Annotated in this window: 17 protein-coding genes; 11 read left to right on the forward strand and 6 right to left on the reverse strand. The window is 60.3% G+C overall.

Annotated elements, in window-relative coordinates:
• The 3 genes from ACPWMG_RS08520 to ACPWMG_RS08530 all read left to right on the forward strand — a co-directional run bounded on the left by ACPWMG_RS08520 (position 1) and on the right by ACPWMG_RS08530 (position 3648).
• Entirely contained in the window at positions 1-423 is a 423-nt protein-coding gene (locus tag ACPWMG_RS08520) for a BLUF domain-containing protein (RefSeq protein WP_483304212.1), read from the forward strand.
• 448 nt (positions 424-871) lie between these two features.
• Positions 872-1675: a substrate-binding periplasmic protein gene (locus ACPWMG_RS08525; protein WP_483304213.1), complete on the forward strand. Its 804-nt coding sequence runs from the start codon at positions 872-874 to the stop codon at positions 1673-1675.
• A 77-nt stretch (positions 1676-1752) separates the two neighbouring features.
• Positions 1753-3648 (forward strand): sensor domain-containing diguanylate cyclase, encoded by a 1896-nt coding sequence (locus ACPWMG_RS08530; protein WP_483304214.1) that lies wholly within the window; start codon positions 1753-1755, stop codon positions 3646-3648.
• Between the two features lie 77 nt (positions 3649-3725).
• Here ACPWMG_RS08530 and ACPWMG_RS08535 read toward each other — a convergent pair whose 3' ends face one another.
• The 3 genes from ACPWMG_RS08535 to ACPWMG_RS08545 all read right to left on the reverse strand — a co-directional run bounded on the left by ACPWMG_RS08535 (position 3726) and on the right by ACPWMG_RS08545 (position 7234).
• Positions 3726-4571 carry a MinD/ParA family protein gene (locus tag ACPWMG_RS08535; RefSeq protein ID WP_483304215.1) on the reverse strand — a complete coding sequence of 282 codons (846 nt, stop codon included), beginning with the start codon at positions 4569-4571 and terminating at the stop codon, positions 3726-3728.
• A gap of 4 nt (positions 4572-4575) precedes the next feature.
• Positions 4576-5355 (reverse strand): GGDEF domain-containing protein, encoded by a 780-nt coding sequence (locus tag ACPWMG_RS08540; protein WP_483304216.1) that lies wholly within the window; start codon positions 5353-5355, stop codon positions 4576-4578.
• Between the two features lie 178 nt (positions 5356-5533).
• On the reverse strand, positions 5534-7234 hold the full coding sequence (locus ACPWMG_RS08545; RefSeq protein ID WP_483304217.1) for a SulP family inorganic anion transporter: 1701 nt from the start codon (positions 7232-7234) through the stop codon (positions 5534-5536).
• A 264-nt stretch (positions 7235-7498) separates the two neighbouring features.
• On the opposite strand from ACPWMG_RS08545, the gene ACPWMG_RS08550 reads away from it, so the two are divergent.
• Positions 7499-7939 carry a thermonuclease family protein gene (locus tag ACPWMG_RS08550; RefSeq protein WP_483304218.1) on the forward strand — a complete coding sequence of 147 codons (441 nt, stop codon included), beginning with the start codon at positions 7499-7501 and terminating at the stop codon, positions 7937-7939.
• Here ACPWMG_RS08550 and ACPWMG_RS08555 read toward each other — a convergent pair.
• From ACPWMG_RS08555 to gpmA, 3 genes are all read right to left on the reverse strand, one after another.
• Positions 7936-8724: a HesA/MoeB/ThiF family protein gene (locus ACPWMG_RS08555; RefSeq protein WP_483305209.1), complete on the reverse strand. Its 789-nt coding sequence runs from the start codon at positions 8722-8724 to the stop codon at positions 7936-7938. The genes ACPWMG_RS08550 and ACPWMG_RS08555 overlap by 4 nt on opposite strands.
• A 97-nt stretch (positions 8725-8821) precedes the next feature.
• Positions 8822-10258, reverse strand: a complete 1437-nt coding sequence (locus ACPWMG_RS08560; RefSeq protein ID WP_483304219.1) for a S41 family peptidase — start codon at positions 10256-10258, stop codon at positions 8822-8824.
• Between the two features lie 105 nt (positions 10259-10363).
• Positions 10364-11113: a 2,3-diphosphoglycerate-dependent phosphoglycerate mutase gene (gene gpmA / locus ACPWMG_RS08565; protein ID WP_483304220.1), complete on the reverse strand. Its 750-nt coding sequence runs from the start codon at positions 11111-11113 to the stop codon at positions 10364-10366.
• Positions 11114-11239: 126 nt separating this feature from the next.
• On the opposite strand from gpmA, the gene ACPWMG_RS08570 reads away from it, so the two are divergent.
• The 7 genes from ACPWMG_RS08570 (at position 11240) to ACPWMG_RS08600 (ending at position 19517) form a co-directional block, all read left to right on the forward strand.
• Positions 11240-11650, forward strand: a complete 411-nt coding sequence (locus ACPWMG_RS08570; RefSeq protein ID WP_483304221.1) for a rhodanese-like domain-containing protein — start codon at positions 11240-11242, stop codon at positions 11648-11650.
• Positions 11651-11695: 45 nt separating this feature from the next.
• Positions 11696-11953 (forward strand): glutaredoxin 3, encoded by a 258-nt coding sequence (grxC, locus tag ACPWMG_RS08575; protein ID WP_483304222.1) that lies wholly within the window; start codon positions 11696-11698, stop codon positions 11951-11953.
• Positions 11954-12103: 150 nt separating this feature from the next.
• The gene (gene secB / locus ACPWMG_RS08580; RefSeq protein ID WP_483304223.1) at positions 12104-12574 is read left to right on the forward strand and encodes a protein-export chaperone SecB; all 471 of its coding nucleotides are present in this window, start codon (positions 12104-12106) and stop codon (positions 12572-12574) included.
• Between the two features lie 52 nt (positions 12575-12626).
• Positions 12627-13694: an NAD(P)H-dependent glycerol-3-phosphate dehydrogenase gene (locus tag ACPWMG_RS08585; RefSeq protein WP_483304224.1), complete on the forward strand. Its 1068-nt coding sequence runs from the start codon at positions 12627-12629 to the stop codon at positions 13692-13694.
• A gap of 487 nt (positions 13695-14181) precedes the next feature.
• Positions 14182-14514, forward strand: coding sequence for a flagellar transcriptional regulator FlhD (gene flhD, locus ACPWMG_RS08590; RefSeq protein WP_422828850.1), 333 nt, complete (start codon positions 14182-14184; stop codon positions 14512-14514).
• 12 nt (positions 14515-14526) lie between these two features.
• Positions 14527-15087 carry a flagellar transcriptional regulator FlhC gene (gene flhC / locus ACPWMG_RS08595; protein ID WP_483304225.1) on the forward strand — a complete coding sequence of 187 codons (561 nt, stop codon included), beginning with the start codon at positions 14527-14529 and terminating at the stop codon, positions 15085-15087.
• Between the two features lie 236 nt (positions 15088-15323).
• Positions 15324-19517 (forward strand): response regulator, encoded by a 4194-nt coding sequence (locus ACPWMG_RS08600; RefSeq protein WP_483304226.1) that lies wholly within the window; start codon positions 15324-15326, stop codon positions 19515-19517.

Below are 19517 nucleotides of genomic sequence, written 5' to 3' on the forward strand. Positions count from 1 at the left end.
ATGTTGGTTCGCTTGCTTTATGCCAGTCGTGCGGTGGACACCAGTCCGGCCGCCATTGAGGCCATCCTCACCCAGTCGCGCCAGTACAACCCTACCTGTGGCATCACCGGCATTCTTTGTTACGGTGGCGGCATCTTCCTGCAGGCCATTGAAGGTGGCCGCATGGCGGTGAGCGACTTGTATGGCCACATTCAAAAAGATGTGCGCCACCACGACGTCGCCTTGTTGCACTATGAAGAAATTTCCGAGCGTCGTTTTGGCGGGTGGACCATGGGCCAGGTCAATCTGCAAAAGCTCAACCACTCCATCTTGCTGAAGTACTCTGAGCGGCCCGAGCTGGACCCGTACGCGGTGTCGGGCAAGGTGTCGCTGGCGCTGCTCGAAGAGTTGATGGCCACGGCTTCCATCATCGGGCGCGTTTAAGAACGTGTTTACGATCTCCCTGGGGCCGCGTTGGGGTGCAATCGGGATGAGTTGGTTGTCAGAGACCGCAGCATGGGCTCTTTGCCCATGCAAGGGCTATGGCAGACAAATCGCCCGATTTCACCCTAACCCGAAGGGCAGGCACCTTATCGGGCGCCCTGCGTCGTTACAAAACCAGCCAAGGCAGAAAGCCTTGGCTTGGGTTTTGCGCCTAGCAGGGCATCCCGAGAAGGTACCTGCGCGGCCTCAGGGAGATCGCAAACACGTTCTGAAGGCTTTGTAAGTACGCTTTAGCTACGCTTGCGCCAAGGCCCGGGGCAATTTCTGAGCCCTCGGTTTGGTGTTGAGCATAGGCACACTTGTCATTGGCACGACTGTCGCTTTCAGCATCGTCATGGACACGGCTTTCCACTAAGCTTGGCTTTCTTCGAGCGAACTTGCTGAATTTATGGCTAATTTCATGCGGACCTTGGCGCGGGCGGCGGGCTTTGTAGGCTGCTGCTGCGCCGCCACTTTCGCAACTGTCGCGTTAGCCGGGCCTGACTGTTCGCGACCCTACACGCTGGGCCTGCACGTGCACGGCATGCTGTATTCCGCCCGTACCGACGCTGGCATCGACAAAGATCTTGTCGATGCCATGGCGGCGCGCAGCGGCTGCACCATTTTGACCACCGTGATGCCACGTGCGCGTATCTGGCGCCAGGTGGAGACCGGCACCATGGATTTCACCCTCTCGGGCATTGCCACGGCCGAACGCGACAAGTACGCCAGCTTCGCGTGGTACTTCTCCAACAAGTACTACCTGCTGGTGCGTAAAGACACTGGCGCCAAAGACATGGCAGGCTTCATGGCAAAGCCTGATTTGCAGCTTGGCCTGATTCGCGGCTTTCGCTACGGGCCATCAACCAACGCCTGGGTGGACCAACTCACCGCTGCGGGCCGCATCAGTTATGCCACTGAGCTTGAGCCGCTGTACGGCGTGCTGGCGCTGGGGCGTATCCACGGCATGATCATCGAGCCCTTCGATACGCTGGAGGTGCAGAGCAAGGCCATTGCGGCGGTAGCCGACATCATCGAGACCAGCGACCCAGCGGTGCCGCATGGTTTGAGCATGTCGAGGAAGTCGTTGTCGCCACAAGAACAGGATCAATGGCGCGCGCTCATTGACAGTCTGCGTGAAGACGGGACAATTCTGCGCATTTTCGAGAAATATTTCCCTTCCGAACTTGCCAGAAAGATGGTGAATTTTTGAGCCTTTCCCCTCCCATGGAGCGTTCTAGGCGGTCTAGACGCTCTTCGCAGATTCGGCACTACGGCGCGGTGGTGCTGGTGTTTGCTGCGTCCCTGGGAACGACTTACGCGCTGTGGCAACACGAACGGCGCAATGCCGTGCTCGATTCGCGCGTGCAGGTGGATCTGCATGTGCGCGCGTTTTTGGGGCGTATCGAGCAGCGCATGGCGGCCTACACCCAGGTGCTGGTGGGGGTGGGCGGTTTGTACGCCGCCACGCCGGGGCCGGTAAGCCGTGACGCGTTGAACCATTACGTCAACAGCCAGCGACTTGGCGCAGAATTTCCGGGGTTGGAGGGCATAGGTTGGGCGCCTCTGGTGACACCTGCGAAATCCAATACCGAACCTGCGCGTGACTATTCAGCGCCGCTGGAACAGTTTGTGACCGTGCGCTCAGGTCAGGGCCCAGCGCTCGGAACCAACCTGGCCGAAGACCCTGCCCGTGTCGAAGCCTTGCTGCAGGCGCGTGATAGCGGCGGCCCGGTCATCACCCGCAGGTTGCCGCAGCTCCTGAACACCGGGCCAGATAAAAGGGCTGGCTTTGTGATGGCGCTGCCGGTGTACCGCCCGGGTGCTCCTGTGAGTTCGGTGGACGACCGACGCCGCAACCTGGAGGGCTGGGTGCTGGCGGCCATCGCGGTGGACGACTGGATGGCCAGCCTGGACGACCTGCCCACCACCGGGCTGGAGGTGCGGGTGTTCGATGGCATTGAGCTGTCTGCGGCCACGCTGATGTATGGCACACGCCACCAGTCTGACGACGTGGCACTGCTGCCGGGCGACGTGGTCGAGTACCTGCCCGTGGCAGGGCGCACCTGGACGTTTGCCATGCGCATGGCGCAGCCGGTGGGCGAACTCGCGTCGCGCGACCATTCCTCGCTGATCGCACGCAGCGGCATTATCCTGAGCTTGCTGCTCGCTTGGCTGACCTGGCTGCTGGTGACCGACCGTTCACGCGCCATGACGCTTGCGCGCGAGATGACCTCCGACCTGCGTGAAGCCAAAGAACGTTTCGAGCTGGTGTTTGAAACCAGCCCCGACGGCATCATCATCAGCCGCCAGACCGACGACCGCATCATCGACATCAACCCCGGTTTTGTGACGATGACCGGCTACACGCGCGACGAAGTGGTCGGCCAGTCGCTCGCCAGCCTGCCGATGTGGCGCAACCCTGATGACCGCCAACACTTTTTGAACGTGCTGCACACCAGCGGCCACTGCGACAACCTAGAGACCACCATCACGCGGCAAAACGGCCAGTCGATGGTGGGCATCATGTCGGCCAAGACGGCCAACTTCAAGGGCCACGCCTGTGTGGTGGGCGTGGTGCGCGACATCACCGCCCGCAAGCTGGTGGAAGACCGCATGGCGCATATGGCTCAGCACGATGTGCTGACCGGTTTGCCCAACCGCGCGCTGTTCGAAGACCGGCTGCGCCAGTCCATTAACCAAGCCTTCCGCAGCCGCTCGCGCCTGGCCTTGCTCTACATCGATCTGGACAAGTTCAAGCCCGTGAACGACACCTTCGGCCACGCCATGGGCGACGTGTTGCTGAAGATGATTGCGGCACGCATGCTGGCCAGCGTGCGCGTGTCGGACACTGTGGCGCGCATTGGCGGCGACGAGTTTGTGGTGCTGCTGGGAGCAGTGCAGGACAAGGCTGACGCGCGTGCCGTGGCCGAGAAAATCCGCGTTGCGCTCAACCAGGTGTTCGAACTGGAAGGGCGCCACGCGGTGCACATCTCATCCAGCATTGGGGCGGCGATTTACCCGGAGAACGGCGTGGATGGCACCTTGCTGGCGCGGCATGCCGATCAGGCGATGTACCAGGCCAAAGAGGCCGGGCGCAACAAAGTGGTGTTTTTTGGGGAGCCGCTGGACGATGGCACGGGGGCCCAAGAAGCTCAGGAGGCCGGGCAGCGGCCGCCCGGCTGAAGCACTCTTGATTTCTGAGTTTTGGCGATGCTGGTTGTGTTTGGCACCATAGAAAAAGGCTCCTGACGGAGCCTTTTTTACGATGCCGAGGTGTTGCGCGGGGTCGTTTCCTGCTGCGGCGAGATGATCGACTCGTCGAGCTTGCGCGCCAACTCGGCCACTGCCAGCGCGGCAGAGCAGCCGGGCATGCTGGTCATCAGCAGTTGGCGGCGCATCACGGCTTCGCGCACGGCGGGGTCGGATGGAATGTCACCGACGTGGATCAAGCGCACCGAGCGGCCATTGCCGGCCGGCATGAAGCGGTCCAGCACTTGCTGCAGTTGCGTGGTGATGGCGCGGCCATCGCCGGGGCGTGCGGTCTGGTTGATGATCATGCGCACGTGCTGGCGTTTTTGCTGCGTGGCCAACACCTTGATCGCGGCATAGGCGTCGGTCAACGAGGTGGGTTCGGGCGTGGCGACCACCAACACTTCAGAGGCCAGCGAAATGGCAAACAACACCACGTCGGAGATGCCGGCGCCGGTGTCCAGAATGACCACGTCATAGCGGGGCACCAGGCCGCGCAGCACATGCATGAACTCTTCGCGTACTTCAGGCGTCAGGCGCGAATACTCGACCATGCCAGAGCCGGCAAGCAATACAGAAAAACCACCGCTCGACTTGACGATGGCTTCGTCAATGGAGGCGCGGCCGGTGAACACATCGTGCAGCGTCACTTTGGGGTGCAGGTTCAGCACCACGTCCAAGTTGGCAAGCCCCAAGTCAGCATCCAGCACCAGCACGTTATGGCCGCGCTTTGCCAATGCCGCAGCCAGATTGGCCGAGGTGAACGTCTTTCCGACGCCGCCTTTGCCACTGGTGACGGCCAGCACCGTCGCACCCAAAACGGGTGACGCGGGCGGGGACTTCAACGCATCGATCATTAAATTACCTCTGTACCGAGCCGCCTACGGCGGCACCGGCTGTCATTTCTATCCAGGCTGGCTCGCTTGATGCCATGTGGCCAAACAACAGACTCTTTTCTTCGGCGCTGACGGTGCTGTCGGCTTGGGTCTCCAGCGCAAGCTGGTTACGACCCGCAGATTTCGCAACGTACAGTTGTTGATCGGCACGTTCGATCCACAATGAAGTAGTAGATCGAATCCATTGCTGAGCAAATGCTCCGCCAACGCTAATAGTGACACGCAGATCGACGTTTGGCGAGATCTGAATGGGGGTCGCCTCAATCGCCCGGCGAATCCGCTCCGCCACTGTACGCCCAAAGGTCGGCATACACGCTGGCAACACCACCGCAAATTCTTCACCACCGAAACGCGCCAGGGTGTCCATCGGGCGGACACAACTTTGCAAGGTCTTGGCGACGGCCTGCAAAACCTGGTCGCCAGCGTTGTGGCCGTAGGTGTCGTTCACACTCTTGAAGTGATCGATGTCAAGCATCAACAACAGCGCAGCTTCGCCCGAACGCGCCACCCGGTCGATCTCGGCTTCCAGCTCGGCGTCGAAGTAACGCCGGTTGTATAAGCCGGTGAGCGGGTCTTTCAACGACAGGTCGCACAACTGGTCGATCAGTTGCTGCAGGTAGCCGGTAGGGTCGGATTCAGGGGCGATATTGCTGCCCTCGGCACCACAGGAGTGGAGCAACGCGCGCACTTCGTCCAGACGCAGATCGCGAAGATCGATGGTCGGTGAAGTTTCCGGAAGGGACACGGCGTTGTGGGTGGGTTTGATATGGAAATTCTAGCAGTATGCGCTGATTCTGGGCACTTCAAACGCCGAATTGGCACTGAATTGTGGCGCAGATGATCAATACGCAGAACTCCTTATCCCTGTCACACGATCCTGTTAGATCTATCAGGGATTGCGGCACGTGGCGAATCATTCAAATTCAAATGGAAAAGTCTTCTGGGTGAAATTGCAGGGCCGCAATCGCTTCAGCATCGGTACGGTAAAGGCGAATCGGGGCTTGGGTCGTGCCTGGGGCTGGTAATAGGTTGGCGCGCCGCAACACCTTTTCGACCGGCAATTTGATGCCGCTGATGTGCAGAGTGATGTTGCGCGAAGCCAGCAGCGTGCAGAGTTGACCAAAAACCTCAGTGCCCGTGGCGTCGATGCGGTTCATCGGTTGTGCAAACAGGCAGACATGTTGGGTGCTGGGGGCCGCGTCCAGGGCTTCGGCCACATTGCGCTCAAAGCTGCGCGCCGAGGCGAAGTCGAGGGCCGCATCCATGCGCAGTGCGTAGAGGTGCGGAGCCAAGGGGGGCAGGTGCCACAAATGGCGGTCACGCAGGCTGCCGTCAGGGTGCAGGCCGACTTCGATGATGCGTGGGTGCAGGCGCTGCATCAGGAAGTGGCTCAGGCTCAGCAGCAGACCAGCGAGCACGCCCCAATAAAGACGTGGCGCCGTCAGCAGCGTCAAGCCAAAAGTGGTGAGCGCAATCACACCCTCGACACGCGAAATGCGCCATAGCTGCAAAAACACCTTGGGCTGAATGAGGCTGAGCACGGCCACCACAACCACGGCCGCCAGAATAGATTGCGGTACGTGGTACAGCCCCGGCGTCAGCCACAGCAACACCACCAGCACTAACAAAAACGCCACCACGGCGCTCCACTGGGTTTTGGCGCCCGCATAAAGGGTGATGGCCGAGCGTGAGAATGATGAGCTGGTGGCAAATGCGCCACTGAAGCCCGAGGCGAGTTTGCCCAGGCCCTGGCCAATCAGATCCTGGTTTTCGTTCCAGCGGGTGCCTGCTTTTTGGTTGTCGATCTTCGCGCTCGACGCGGTTTCCAGAAAGCTGATGAGGGTGATGACCAAGGTCGGCAGCGCCAGATGGCTGAATTGGTCCCAGGTCAGCCAGCCGGGCCAATAGAAGCTGGGCAAACCTTGGGGCAGTGTCCCCACCACTTTGCCGCCATGGTCCGCAAAACCTACCGCGGCGCTGAGCAACGCGCTGACCACCACCAGCGCCATCAGGACCGGGAAACGTGGGAACCAGCGCTTGCCCAAGATCAAGACCGCCAACCCGCCCAGTCCAAACGCTGCCTCCCACAGATTGGGGTGGAGCAGGGCGTTGACGTCGGTCAGGGCTTTGACACCCAGCAGGCCGGGCAACTGAGAAAGCAAAATCAAGATGGCAGCAGCTTGGGTGAAGCCGGTCAACACAGGACTGCTCACCAGATTCAACAACCAGCCGAATTTGCCCAGACCCAGCGCCATCTGTAGCAAGCCCGATAAAAACGCCAGCCACACCGCCAGCGCCACCCATTCTGGGCTGCCGGGCGCTGCCTGCCCTGCCAGCGAAGTGCCGATCAACAAGGCCGAGAGCGCGGTGGGCCCGACAGACAGGCGCGCTGATGAACTCCACATGACCGCCACCAGCAGCGGCAGCAGGGAGGCGTACATCCCGGTGATCAGCGGCATGCCCGCCAGTGCGGCATAAGCCACACCCTGGGGGATGACCATCATGCCCACAGTGATGCCGGCCCAAATCTCCCCAGACATCAAAGCGCGGGTGGGGCGGGGCCAGTTGAGGAAGGGGAAAAAGCGAGCAAAGCGGCGAAAAAGATGATGGGTCTTGATGGGCATAGCCATCCGATCCTAGCGCAGTAGTTACAGTTTTCGTTACCTTCTTGCCAGTCTGAGAGCGTCTGCGGGCTCGGGGTTGGTTGTTTTCGCAACGACAATCAGCAGATGACATTTTTGATTGCTGGCACGGGCAGGGGCGCCGCGCCCAGGACTTGGTTGAGGCAGTGCGTGCGGCAGTCTTTGACTATCTTTTTGGTAGCTGCTTGCGTATTGCCAGTAAGCGCAAAAGCCTCAAAGGCCTTAAAAGACAGCTGGCGCGGCGAAGTGACCTACGTGACAGACGGCGACACACTTTGGGTGCGTCCTGAAGCTGGTGGGCCGCCGCGCAAAGTGCGGCTCGACGGCATTGACGCCCCCGAAATCTGCCAAGCTTATGGCCCCGCCGCACAACAAGCCTTGGCCAACCGCCTGTTGCACCGTGAAGTGCGCGTGGACACACGGCGCATGGACGATTACCAACGTGCTTTGGCTACAGTGACCTTGCAAGGGGACGACGTTGCCGCGTGGATGGTGGGGCAGGGCCACGCTTGGTCATACCGCTACCGCAAAGATCCAGGTCGCTATGCTGCTCAAGAAAAGCGCGCGAGGGCACAAGGTTTGGGCTTGTTTGCACGTACCGACGCGATGCGGCCGCGAGATTTTCGCAAGCGCCATGGCAGCTGTTACGACACCAACAGCCCAGGCAAAACCAGCAAGAACGGCTAAATAAAACGGCTAAATGCTGGTTTGCGTTGCTGGCAAACCGGACAAGCCGGGTCGCGCGCCACGCGCATTTCGCTCCATTCCATGCGGCGTGCATCCAGCATTTGCAGCCGCCCGGCGAGAGACGGCCCTGCGCTTCGGTCGGCGCCGCCACTCACCAGTTTGATGGCTTCGGCGGCCTGCATCGCGCCGATGATGCCCACCAGCGGCGCGAGCACGCCCATGGTGGCGCAAAGCGTCTCTTCAAAATCGGCTTGGGGTGGAAACACGCAGGCGTAGCACGGGGCGGCATTGTCGCGTGGGTCGAAGACTGAAATTTGCCCGTCAAACCGAATCGCCGCGCCCGACACCAAGGGCACGCCGTGGCGCACACAGGCGGCGTTAACGGCATGGCGTGTGGTGAAGTTGTCGCAGCAGTCGAGCACCACGTCGGCTTGCGGTACCAGGGTGTCGAGCAGTGCTGCATCGGCCCGCGTGGTGACGGGGGTGACGGTCACTTCAGGATTGATGGCCGCAATCGCCTGCTGGATCGACTCGGCCTTGGGCGTGTCGATGCGCGCCATGGTGTGGGCGATCTGCCGCTGCAAATTGGTTAAATCGACCGTGTCGTGGTCCACCACGGTGATGCGGCCGAAGCCGGCCGTGGCCAAGTACAGCGTGGCAGGGGAGCCCAGGCCACCGGCGCCAATCACCAAAGCGTGCGCGGTCAACAGGCGCTCTTGTCCTTCAATGCCGATTTCGTCGAGCAGGATGTGGCGCGAATAGCGCAGCAGTTGTTGGTCTTCCATGGGGCTGTTCTTCATGACGAGAGCCATCATAGAAAAAGCCGTGAAACAGGCCGGGGCCCGTTGTCACGGCTTTTGCCGATGGCGGCTCAGAGTGGAATCAGTTTTCCTTTTTCTCTTCCTTGCGCTCCACCATCGTTTTGCTGATCAGCACCGGCTGGCCCTTGAGCTTGTTGATGGCTTGGGCCAGTTGGAAGTCTTTGTCAGTGCCAAACTCGGGCGGCTTACGCTCCACGGGGGGCTTCTTGGCTTCTTCTTCCAGCAGCTTGCGGGCTTCTTCACGGGCCTTTTCACGGGCTTCGTCTTTTTTCTCTTCGCCTTGGCCGCTGTTCAAGTGTTTGTCCAGGTCGGCTTCACGCATGCGCAGGGCGGCAAACGGGCTGCCTTCTGCGGTTTCGTCCACCATCACATCGGGGACGATGCCCTTGGCTTGGATAGAGCGGCCGGTCGGCGTGTAGTAGCGTGCCGTGGTGATCTTCAAGCCAGTGTCAGGCCCCAGCGGACGCACGGTTTGCACCGAGCCCTTGCCGAAGGTCTGGCTGCCCATGATGATGCCGCGTTTGTAGTCTTGCAAAGCGCCGGCCACGATTTCGCTGGCAGAGGCCGAGCCTTCGTTCACCAACACCACCAGCGGTACTGATTTCAACCCAGCAGGCAATTGGGCCAGCGGGTCGCTGCCGCCTCGGCGCAGGTAGAACTCGGGTGCTGCCTTGTAGGTGAACTTCGAATCTGCCAACTGGCCGTTGGTGGACACCACGGTCACGTTCTCGGGCAAGAAGGCCGAAGAAATGGCCACGGCCGCATCCAACAAACCACCGGGGTCGTTGCGCAGATCCAGTACCAAACCCTTCAGGTTAGGCTCTTGTTTGTAGATTTCAGTGATCTTGGCCGCGAAGTCGTCCACTGTGCGATCTTGGAACTGCGTGAGGCGAATCCAGCCGTAGCCAGGTTCCACCACCTTGCCGCGAACCGAGTGGGTGCGAATTTCTTCGCGCACGATGCTCACGGGGAAGCTGCGGCTCTCATCTTTGCGGAAGATGGTGAGGTCGACCTTGGTGTTGGGTTCACCGCGCATCTTCTTCACCGCTTCGTTCAACGACAAGCCTTTGACGGCGGTGTCGTCGATCTTGGTGATCAAGTCGTTGGGCTTCAGGCCAGCGCGGAAAGCAGGGGAGCCTTCAATTGGCGAGACGATTTTGACCAAACCGTCTTCCTGGGTGATTTCAATGCCGACACCCACAAAACGGCCAGAGGTACCTTCGCGGAATTCCTTGAAAGACTTCTTGTCGAAGTATTGGGAGTGCGGATCAAGCCCCGCCACCATGCCGGAGATGGCGTCGCTGATGAGTTTTTTCTCGTCAACGGGCTCCACATAATCGGTCTTGATCATGCCGAAGACGGCCGCCAATTGCTGCAACTCCTCCAATGGCAAGGGGGCCATGGAGCTGCGCGCTACCGTTTGCAGCGACACCGTCGTCAGGGCTCCGGCCATCGCGCCTGCGGCGACCCATCCTGCAATTTTGAGTTTCTGGCCCATCGATACTTTCCTAGTTCGACTCAATATACATGTTGGAACTGCGCAACGGCCGCACAGTTCCATAAAAGCCCGCAAATTTTGTCTGCTTAGGGGCCAGGATCGTGTTCAGGACTTCTTTTGGCCTTGTGCAGCGACGGCTGCAGCTGCTGCTACGGCGGCTTCGGCGTCGCCCAAGTAGTAGTGACGCAGTGGCTTGAGTTGCGCGTCCAACTCATAAACGAGCGGAATACCGTTCGGAATGTTCAGGCCGACGATGTCATCGTCAGAGATGTTGTCGAGGTATTTCGCCAGTGCGCGGATCGAGTTGCCGTGGGCGGCGATCACCACGCGTTTGCCACTGGTGATGGCTGGCGCCACGGTGTCGTTCCAGAATGGCAACACGCGGGCCACGGTGTCTTTCAGGCACTCGGTCAGCGGGATTTGCTCGGCGGGCAGGTCGGCGTAGCGGAGGTCACCGCGTTCGCTGCGTACGTCAGTCGCTTCCAGCGCTGGTGGTGGGGTGTCATAGCTGCGGCGCCATACCAGCACTTGGTCGTCGCCATATTGCTTGGCTGTTTCGGCTTTGTTCAAACCTTGGAGGGCACCGTAGTGGCGTTCGTTCAAGCGCCAGCTGTGCTGCACGGGCAGCCAGGTGCGGTCCATTTGGTCTAGGCAGTGCCACAGCGTATGGGTGGCGCGCTTGAGCACGCTGGTGTAGGCCAAGTCGAATTCGTAACCGTCGGCCTTGAGCAAGCGACCGGCGTTCTGCGCCTGGGCAATACCGGTTTCGGTCAGCGGAACGTCCGTCCAGCCGGTAAAGCGGTTTTCAAGGTTCCAGGTGGATTCCCCGTGGCGGATCAGAACGAGCTTGTACATGGTGGTGAAAATGGGCTGAAAAGCGCAAGTCATTAACAAATAGGATGCTTCTTTAGGAAGCACAGCCGCTCATTCTAGAATCTTGGCTGGCAGGCACCCCCGCCTGTCCTGTAAAAAAGGTGCAAAGTGAAGTTTTTATTAGACAACTGGATGCTTTTCGCGGTAGCCATCGCCTCGGGCGGCATGTTGCTGTGGCCGATATTGAGCGGCGCTGCCGCTGCGGGCGCGCTGCCGGCGAATGCCGTGGTGCAATTGATCAACCGTCAAAAAGCGGTGGTCATCGACGTGTGTGAAGCCGACGAATTCGCGGCAGGTCACATCGTGGGGGCCAAGAATGTGCCGCTGGGCCAAGTCGAAGAAAAATTGGCGAGCGTGGCGAAGAACAAGACATTGCCCTTGGTGCTGGTTTGCCAGAGCGGTGCACGTGCCAAGCGCGCCGCTGGCATTGCAAAAAAGCTGGGTTTCGAGAAGGTGGATGTGCTGGCCGGCGGCCTGAAAGCCTGGAAAGAAGCCAGCCTGCCGATTGAAAAGGCGTAATAGCGTCCCCAGTTGAGTGCATTGAACCAACGCTAAAGAGCCGTTATGCAACACGTCAAGATGTACACCACCGCCGTTTGCCCTTATTGCATTCGGGCCAAACAAATTCTGAAGAACAAGGGTGTCGAGAAGATCGAAGAAATTCGCATTGATATGGACCCTGGTGCCCGTCAAATCATGATGGAAACCACTGGCCGACGTACCGTGCCGCAAATCTTCATTGGCGACACGCACGTGGGTGGTTGTGACGACCTGATGGCACTGGATGGCCGCGGGGGTTTGGTACCGCTTTTGGGTGCGTGACCTGCATATGACCCGTGCCTAACGATTCTTAAATCGTGTAGTTGTTGTCAGCGGGTCGTTACATTGGCCTGTGATAATCCTTGAGTCCCTGTTGACCTAGCGTCAAGAGTATCGAGACAACCTTTTTTTAAATAAATCCGAGAGAAAACCATGGCCGAGCAACTTGATCCCGTCTTTCAAATCCAACGCGTTTATCTGAAAGAAGCGTCGCTGGAACAGCCGAATTCCCCGGCCATCCTGCTGGAGCAAACCCAGCCCGCCGTAGACATCCAACTGGGTGTAGACGCAAACCCTGTGGCCGAAGGCATTTTTGAAATTTCGGTGCGCGCCACGGTGACCACCAAAATCGGCGAAAAGACGGTTTTCCTGGTTGAAGCCAAACAAGCCGGTATTTTCGAAATCCGCAATCTGCCGCAAGAGCAAATGGGCCCGATCGTTGGCATCGCTTGCCCACAAATCGTTTATCCCTACCTGCGTGGCAACGTGGCCGATCTGATCCAACGCGCTGGTTTCCCACCTGTGCACCTGGCGGAGATCAACTTCCAAGCCATGTACGAACAACAGCAACAAGCCGCTGCAGCAGGTGCCACTGAAGGCGCGGCCAACTCCGTTCTGCAGTAATCAAGTTCGTCCCTCGGTCAGTGCACCTTCTCCCAAACCCTTTTTTAAAACCATGAAAATTGCCGTTTTGGGGGCGGGTGCCTGGGGCACCTCGCTGGCCATCAGTGCGTCTGCTCCAACCGAAAATGCCCACGAGGTTCACGACGTGACCTTGTGGGCGCGTGATGCCAGCCAAGCTGCTGGCATGCGCCAAGAACGCTGCAACCAGCGTTACCTTCCCGAAATTCCCCTACCGCCCGCCTTGCAGATCAGCAGCGAGCCACAAGCCCGCTTGGCGCCTTGGCTGGCCACGCAAGATCTGATCGTGATCGGATCGCCTATGTCCGCCCTTCGGCCTCTCTTGACGGTGGCTTTGGAGACCCAGGTGCCGGTAGCCTGGTTGTGCAAAGGGTTTGAAGCGCCTGTTTCGCAAGACTTTGGACTTCTGGGGCATGAAGTGCTGGCGGAAGTCGCTTCTGAACTCGTCGCCAATGACGTTTTACCGGGCGACGCCGAACCTACGTTCGGCGTGCTCAGCGGTCCCAGCTTTGCACAAGAAGTTGCGCGTGGCCAGCCCTCGGCGTTGGTGGCTGCCAGCGCCCACACGGCAGTGCGTAGTGCGTTGGTGCGCGCGTTCCATCGCCCCTCGTTGCGCGTGTATGCCAGCGAAGATGTCGTGGGCGTGGAAGTAGGCGGCGCCGTGAAAAACGTGCTGGCTATTGCCACGGGGCTTTGTGATGGTCTGAACCTCGGCCTGAACGCTCGCGCCGCGCTCATTACCCGTGGTCTGGCTGAAATGACGCGCTTGGGCGTCGCATTGGGCGCCGGCGTTGAAACCTTCATGGGCTTGTCTGGCCTGGGCGATCTGGTGCTCACGGCTACTGGCGATTTAAGCCGTAACCGCAAGGTTGGGATGCTACTGTCGCAGGGCAAGACGCTACAACAAGCGGTGGATTCGCTTGGGCACGTCGCCGAGGGCGTGTATTGCGCCCGCACGGTCGCGCTGCGCGCTGCAAGCCTGGGCGTCGACATGCCGATCACCCAATGTGTGGTGGATCTGCTGGACGGCCGTTTGACTGCCGCCCAAGCTGTTGCGCGCCTCATGAGCCGCGATCCGGTGGCCGAGTTCGCTTCGAGCTAAGCCTCAACGGATAGACCACGGATCAGGCCTATTGGCAAAGGTCTGATGCAAGTTCCCGTTGAACACCTCAGCGTTGGTGCTTTTCTACAACGCCCACCAATGGCGCAATCTCGCCTGAATTTCACCCTCTGAATGCACGATCTTCAGAAGGTGTTTCAGCTATGGTTCATCGATCGCTCTTTTTTAGGGTGCGCTGCAGCAAAGTCCTCCTCTTCAGGCTGACACGTCGGCGACAGTCTGCCCCAGGTGCCCCGGGGCATTGGCTGTTTTTTCGTCTCATGAGGGCGTCAGGTTGTGGCGGTGCGCTGTAAGAAAAAGGCTTACAGAGGCGCTTTCAAAACCAGACGCGCCGAATATCAATCCCCCGACTTAATTTCTGTTTGGCCCGAATTCACAATCCATTTCAACGGATCGGCCTTCTGCGCTTCCTCGGTACAGCACCGGTGAAACCAGTAGGGCCCACTCGGCAAACTGAAAGGACCATCTTATGAACAGCGATCAAATCATCGCCGAAATTCGCGAAACCAACCTGACTTACCTGATGCTGGCGCAAAGCCTGATTCGCCAGGACAAGGCAGAAGCCTTGTTTCGACTTGGTCTCAATGAAGAGTCGGCAGACCTGCTGGCCGCGCTGTCGGCAGCGCAGATTTTCAAGCTGGCTTCAAGCAACATGTTGCTGTGCCATTTCCGTGTGGACGACAACCTGGTGTGGAGCTTGTTGACCAACCACGACCTGCCAGAAAAGAAGGTGGGCAACCATGCCACCAACAAGTTGCACGCCAACATTCTGATGGCCGGCCGCGTGGCCGAAGTGCTGTAACAGGAGCTTGGCATGAACACCGCCAAAGATCCCGTCAAGGCCATCAAAAGTGTGCTGCGCGATTCGCAGCAAGTGGAACGCGCGGCAGCGTTGATCCGCATGGGAGCCCGCATGCAGGTGCTGGAATCTGAAACCGATTTGTCTTACGAGCGCCTGCTGCGTTTGTACAAAGAGGTTTCGGGCAAGTCGCCTTCCAAAGGCCAACTGCCGTTCTCCACCGACTGGTTTTTGTCGTGGCAAGAGAACATCCATTCGTCGCTGTTCTTGAACATCTACGAATACCTGTCGAAGAGCATCGAACTGGACTCCATCGACATCCTGACCAAGGCCTACCGCCTGTACGAAGAGCAAGTACACGCCGCCGAGATCGATGCCTTGCTGTCCTTCACCCGCGCTTGGCGCCTGGTGAAGTTTGTCGACGCCAATATGCTCAACATGACCGCCTGCAGCCACTGCGGCGGCAAGTTTGTGACCGAGCTGTACGAGAACCCACGCCAGTACGTGTGTGGCCTTTGCAACCCGCCTGCGCGTGCGGGCAAGTGCAAAGGTGAACGCAGTCTGATGTTGCACTAAGCAACGCGGCCTTGCGGGCCGTGCCCGCAGGCCCACCCCGTGGTGATGTCACGGCTGTGGTGCCCTCGCGCCACGCAGGTGTGATTTCAGGTAATTCGCGTTAGTATTGTTGCGATCCGCCGAAGTCTTCGGCGCTCCCAACACCACTACAGCGCAGCGCCCCTGTCTCACCAGACGGGGCCGCGCCAAACACAGGCATGAACGTAGGCTCTCGTCGTCTATTCGGTCAAAGAAGCTTGCGTTTCTACTTGGGGTTGCTGGTGCTTGTCGCCTTGCTTCCGGTGGTGGTGACGGCAGGTATCTCCATCTGGCAGGTGGGGGTGGGCTACCAAAAATCATCGGTCGAGCACATTTTGCAAACGGCCAGCGCTGTTGGCAATTCGGTGGAGAGCGAACTCTCCACAGCTTTCACCACCATGGACGCTCTGGCCAGCATGCCGCTAGAGTACAACTGGGACCATCCCTTGGCCGGTGCGCGTCGCTCCCAGGCCAGTGCTTTCTTACGCGGTCGTCTCTCCGTCGAGTGGCCTGGTGATGCGCGGCTGCCGCCAGACACCTTGCTCGCCACCGGCGTGCCGGTGGGTCTGGTGAATGCGGTGGCCGACAAGCGCGACCCCGCCGTCTCCAATCTTTTTGCCGACCCCAAAGACGGTAGCCTGCGCGTCGCCGTGGGTGTGCTCTACCGTGCCGACAACAACCCCGAGACCTCGCTGGTGCTGACCGTGTCGCCCGCGCAGTTGATCCGTTCGCTGCAGCGCCAGAGCCTGTTTGCCCCAGACATGTTGATCGCCGTGGTCGATGGCAATGGCCGCGTTTTGGCGCGCTCGCGCGATGGCGACCAGTTCATCGGCAGGCCCGTACCCGATTGGCCCAAGGTGCAGGCCACGGCCGATGCGCGTGGCTGGTTTGAAGCCAAGACCTTGGAAGGCCGGCCGGTGATTCTGGGCTTCTCTCGTCTCACCGGCACACCGGGCTGGGTGGTTGTGGTCGGGGAGTCGCGCGACAGTTTCAACGCGCGTTGGCAAGACCCTCTGCGCAACCTGCTGCTCTGGGGCGGTGTGTCGGGCGCGGTGGCTTTGCTCGGGGCGTTTTGGTTGTCGCGCACGGTGTTGCGCCCGGTGCGTGCATTGGCTGCGAATGCGCGGCGCGTGGCCTCGAACGACAACGAACCCATGGACCCCGTGCCCAGCACCTTGGTGCAAGAGTTTGAAGGCTTGCGCGTGAGTTTGGCGAATGCCGACGATGCGCTGCATGCGCGGGCCGATGCCGAGCGGCGCATTGCGGTGGAGTTGAGCGCCAGCGAAGCGCGCTACAAACAAGCGGCCGAAGCCTTGTCCAAAGAAAAAGAGCGGCTGGAGCTGGCCACGATGGCCGGTGGTGTGGGCATCATCGAATTTGATTTCCTGCAGCAGCGCTTTCACTGGGACAAACAAAGCCATCTGATCTTTGACCGCACCGAAACCGAGTTCGACGGCACGCTGGACGGCATGATCAGCTATCTGCACCCAGACGATCGCACACGCGTGCTTGAGCATTGGCAGCACGTCATGGCCCACGGCTCGGTGCTGGACCTGGAGATGCGCATCGTCCAACTGCACGGCTCTGTGCGCCACGTGCGCGTGCACGCCCAGGTCCACCGTGATGACAAGGGGCAGCCCGACCGCATTGTCGGCACGGTGTGGGACGTGACAGCCGAGCAAGAGTCTGCTCAGGCTTTGCGCCAAGCCAAAGAAACGGCCGAGGCTGCTGAGCGGCTGAAGAGTGAATTCCTCGCCTTCATGAGCCATGAAATCCGCACGCCGATGAACACCGTGTTGGGCATGACGCGGCTGGTGATGCAAACGCAAATGTCGGCCAAGCAGCGTGACTACCTTTCCAAGATCGACATCTCGGCCAAGCTGCTGCTGGCCATCGTCAACGACCTGCTCGACCTCTCCAAGATCGAAGCCGGCAAGATGGACCTGGAGCAGATCGAGTTCTCGCTGGAGTCATTGTTGGAGACCGTCTCCAGCGCCACCGGCATGCGCGCTGAAGAAAAGGGTTTGGAGGTGGTCTACGGCGTGCACCCCGATGTGCCCACGCGCCTGCTGGGCGACCCCTTGCGTCTGGGCCAGGTGTTGATCAACCTGGTCAGCAACGCGCTCAAGTTCACCGAAAAAGGCGAGGTCGAAGTGTCGGTCGCGGTCGAATCCGTGGTCGAGGGGCGCATGCAGTCGTTGCGCTTTTCGGTACGCGACACCGGCATTGGCCTCGACGAGCAACAGGTGGCACGCCTCTTCACCCCGTTCTCACAAGCCGACAGCCACACCACGCGCCATTTCGGTGGCACGGGCCTGGGGTTGTCGATCTGCCGCAAGTTGGTGGAATTGATGCACGGCCGGATCTGGGTCACCAGCAAACCCGGGCGTGGCAGCACCTTCAGCTTCATCGTGCAAATGGGCCACGTCGAACGTAGCGCAGACACGCGCTACAAGCAACTGGAACGGCCCGCGCTGGGCCAGTGCCGCGCATTGGTGGTGGATGACAACCAGAGCGCGCGCGATGTTTTGTCCATGATGCTACGTGGCTTCGGCCTGGCTGTGGACGCGGTGTCCTCGGGGCGCGCGTGCCTGGAACGCCTGCAAGAGATGCACCCCGCCGAGCCGCCTTACGACCTGGTGCTGATGGACTGGCGCATGCCCGAGATGGACGGCCTGGAAACCGCGCGCCGGGTCTATGCCCAATACGGCCACGCTGCCGCACCGTCGGTGCTCATGGTCACGGCTTTCGCCGGTGAAGACATCATCAACCGCGCCACGGCCATGCAACTCGCCGGCTTGCTGATCAAACCGGTCACCCAGTCGGTGCTGTACGACACCGTCTGCGACGTGTTGGGCATGAACAGCAGTGCCCCCAAGGTGACGGTCAACCAGGCGCTGGACATGGAGAAGCTGCGCGGCCGCCGCGTGTTGCTGGTGGAAGACAACGCCCTCAGCCAGGAAGTGGCCACAGAATTTTTACGCCAGGCAGGCATGGATGTGGCTGTGGCCAGTTCCGGGATGGAGGCCATTGCGCGGATGGAGCAGGGCGACATCGAAATCGTGCTGATGGACAGCCGCATGCCCGGCATGGACGGCGCCACCACCACGCGCAAGCTGCGCGCCGACCCGCGTTTTGCCTGGCTGCCGATTCTGGGCCTAACTGGCGAGACCGGTCTCGATGCCCAGCACCACTTGCGTGGAGCGGGCATGAACGACCTGCTGGTCAAACCGGTTGAGCCCGAGAAACTCTATGCCGCACTGAACCAATGGCTGCCCAAGCTGCCAGCCTTTGCGGCCCTGGTGGGCAAACGTGTACTGGTGGTGGACGACAACCAACTCAACCGCGAAGTAGCGAGTGAGTTTCTGGCCTCGGCACGCATGGTCGTGGAGACGGCGGCCGATGGCATTGAAGCGATTGCATGCCTGGAAGTGGCCGACTTCGACGCCGTGCTGATGGACATTCAAATGCCACACATGGACGGCCTGACTGCCACCCGCGAGATTCGTCGAAACCTGCGCTGGGCGCGCTTGCCGGTGATTGCGCTGACGGCGCAAGACCAAGTGGTCAGCGGGCAAGCCACTTCTGCGGCGGGTATGGATGCGCACCTCACCAAGCCCATTGACGAGATGCAGTTGTTCCGCACGCTGCTGCAGTTCTTACCGCCGGTTGGCGCGTCGGCCGGGGAAGCCACAAATCCATCGGACCGCGCCACGCTTGTCGCGACGTCCATGGTTTCCACTGGCAATGTAAGCCCCGCCACTGAGGCAGCCTTGCCCACGCATTTGCCGGGCATGGACTTGTCTTTGGCATTGGCGCGGCTGGGGCATCAGCCCGACCGCGTGCAACGTCTGTTGCGCGGTTTTTTGCGCGACTTCTCAAGCGTGGATGCGCAGTTGGAAGCGGATCTTGCACAAGCCCGGTATGCCCCGGCGGGCGAGGTGGCGCACACCGTCAAGTCGGCCGCACGCTACCTGGGTGCCGAGGTCTTGGGTAACGCCGCAGAAGCATTGGAGCGCCTCGCGCCGGGGGGCAACGCGGCGCAGATCGCACCCGCAGCCGAAGCGTTTCGCCATGAACTGGCACTTGTGCTGGGCGGAATAGTGCAATACTGTAATGAAAAGAAACACGCGTCGGGCGACGCGGCGCCGCCCTCGTCTAAGGCCGCGTTCGCACCCGAAGCCGTGCCGCAGTTGATCGATTTGCTGGGCCGCCTGGAGCCCCAGGTGGTGCAAGGCAGCTATGCGGCCTCGGCGTTGTTGATGCAGTTGAAGGCCGCAGTGGATGGTACGCCATTGGCTGCGCTGGCCGAAACGGCGCTGTTGCGGTTTGAAGATCTGGAACTGGAAGCAGCGGCCGATGCGTTGGCTGCGGTGAAGGCCAAGTTGCACGAACTGAGTGAAAGGACGTAA

Source organism: Hydrophilobacter chitinilyticus, from assembly GCF_049860745.1.
Lineage (GTDB): Bacteria > Pseudomonadota > Gammaproteobacteria > Burkholderiales > Burkholderiaceae_C > Rhodoferax_B.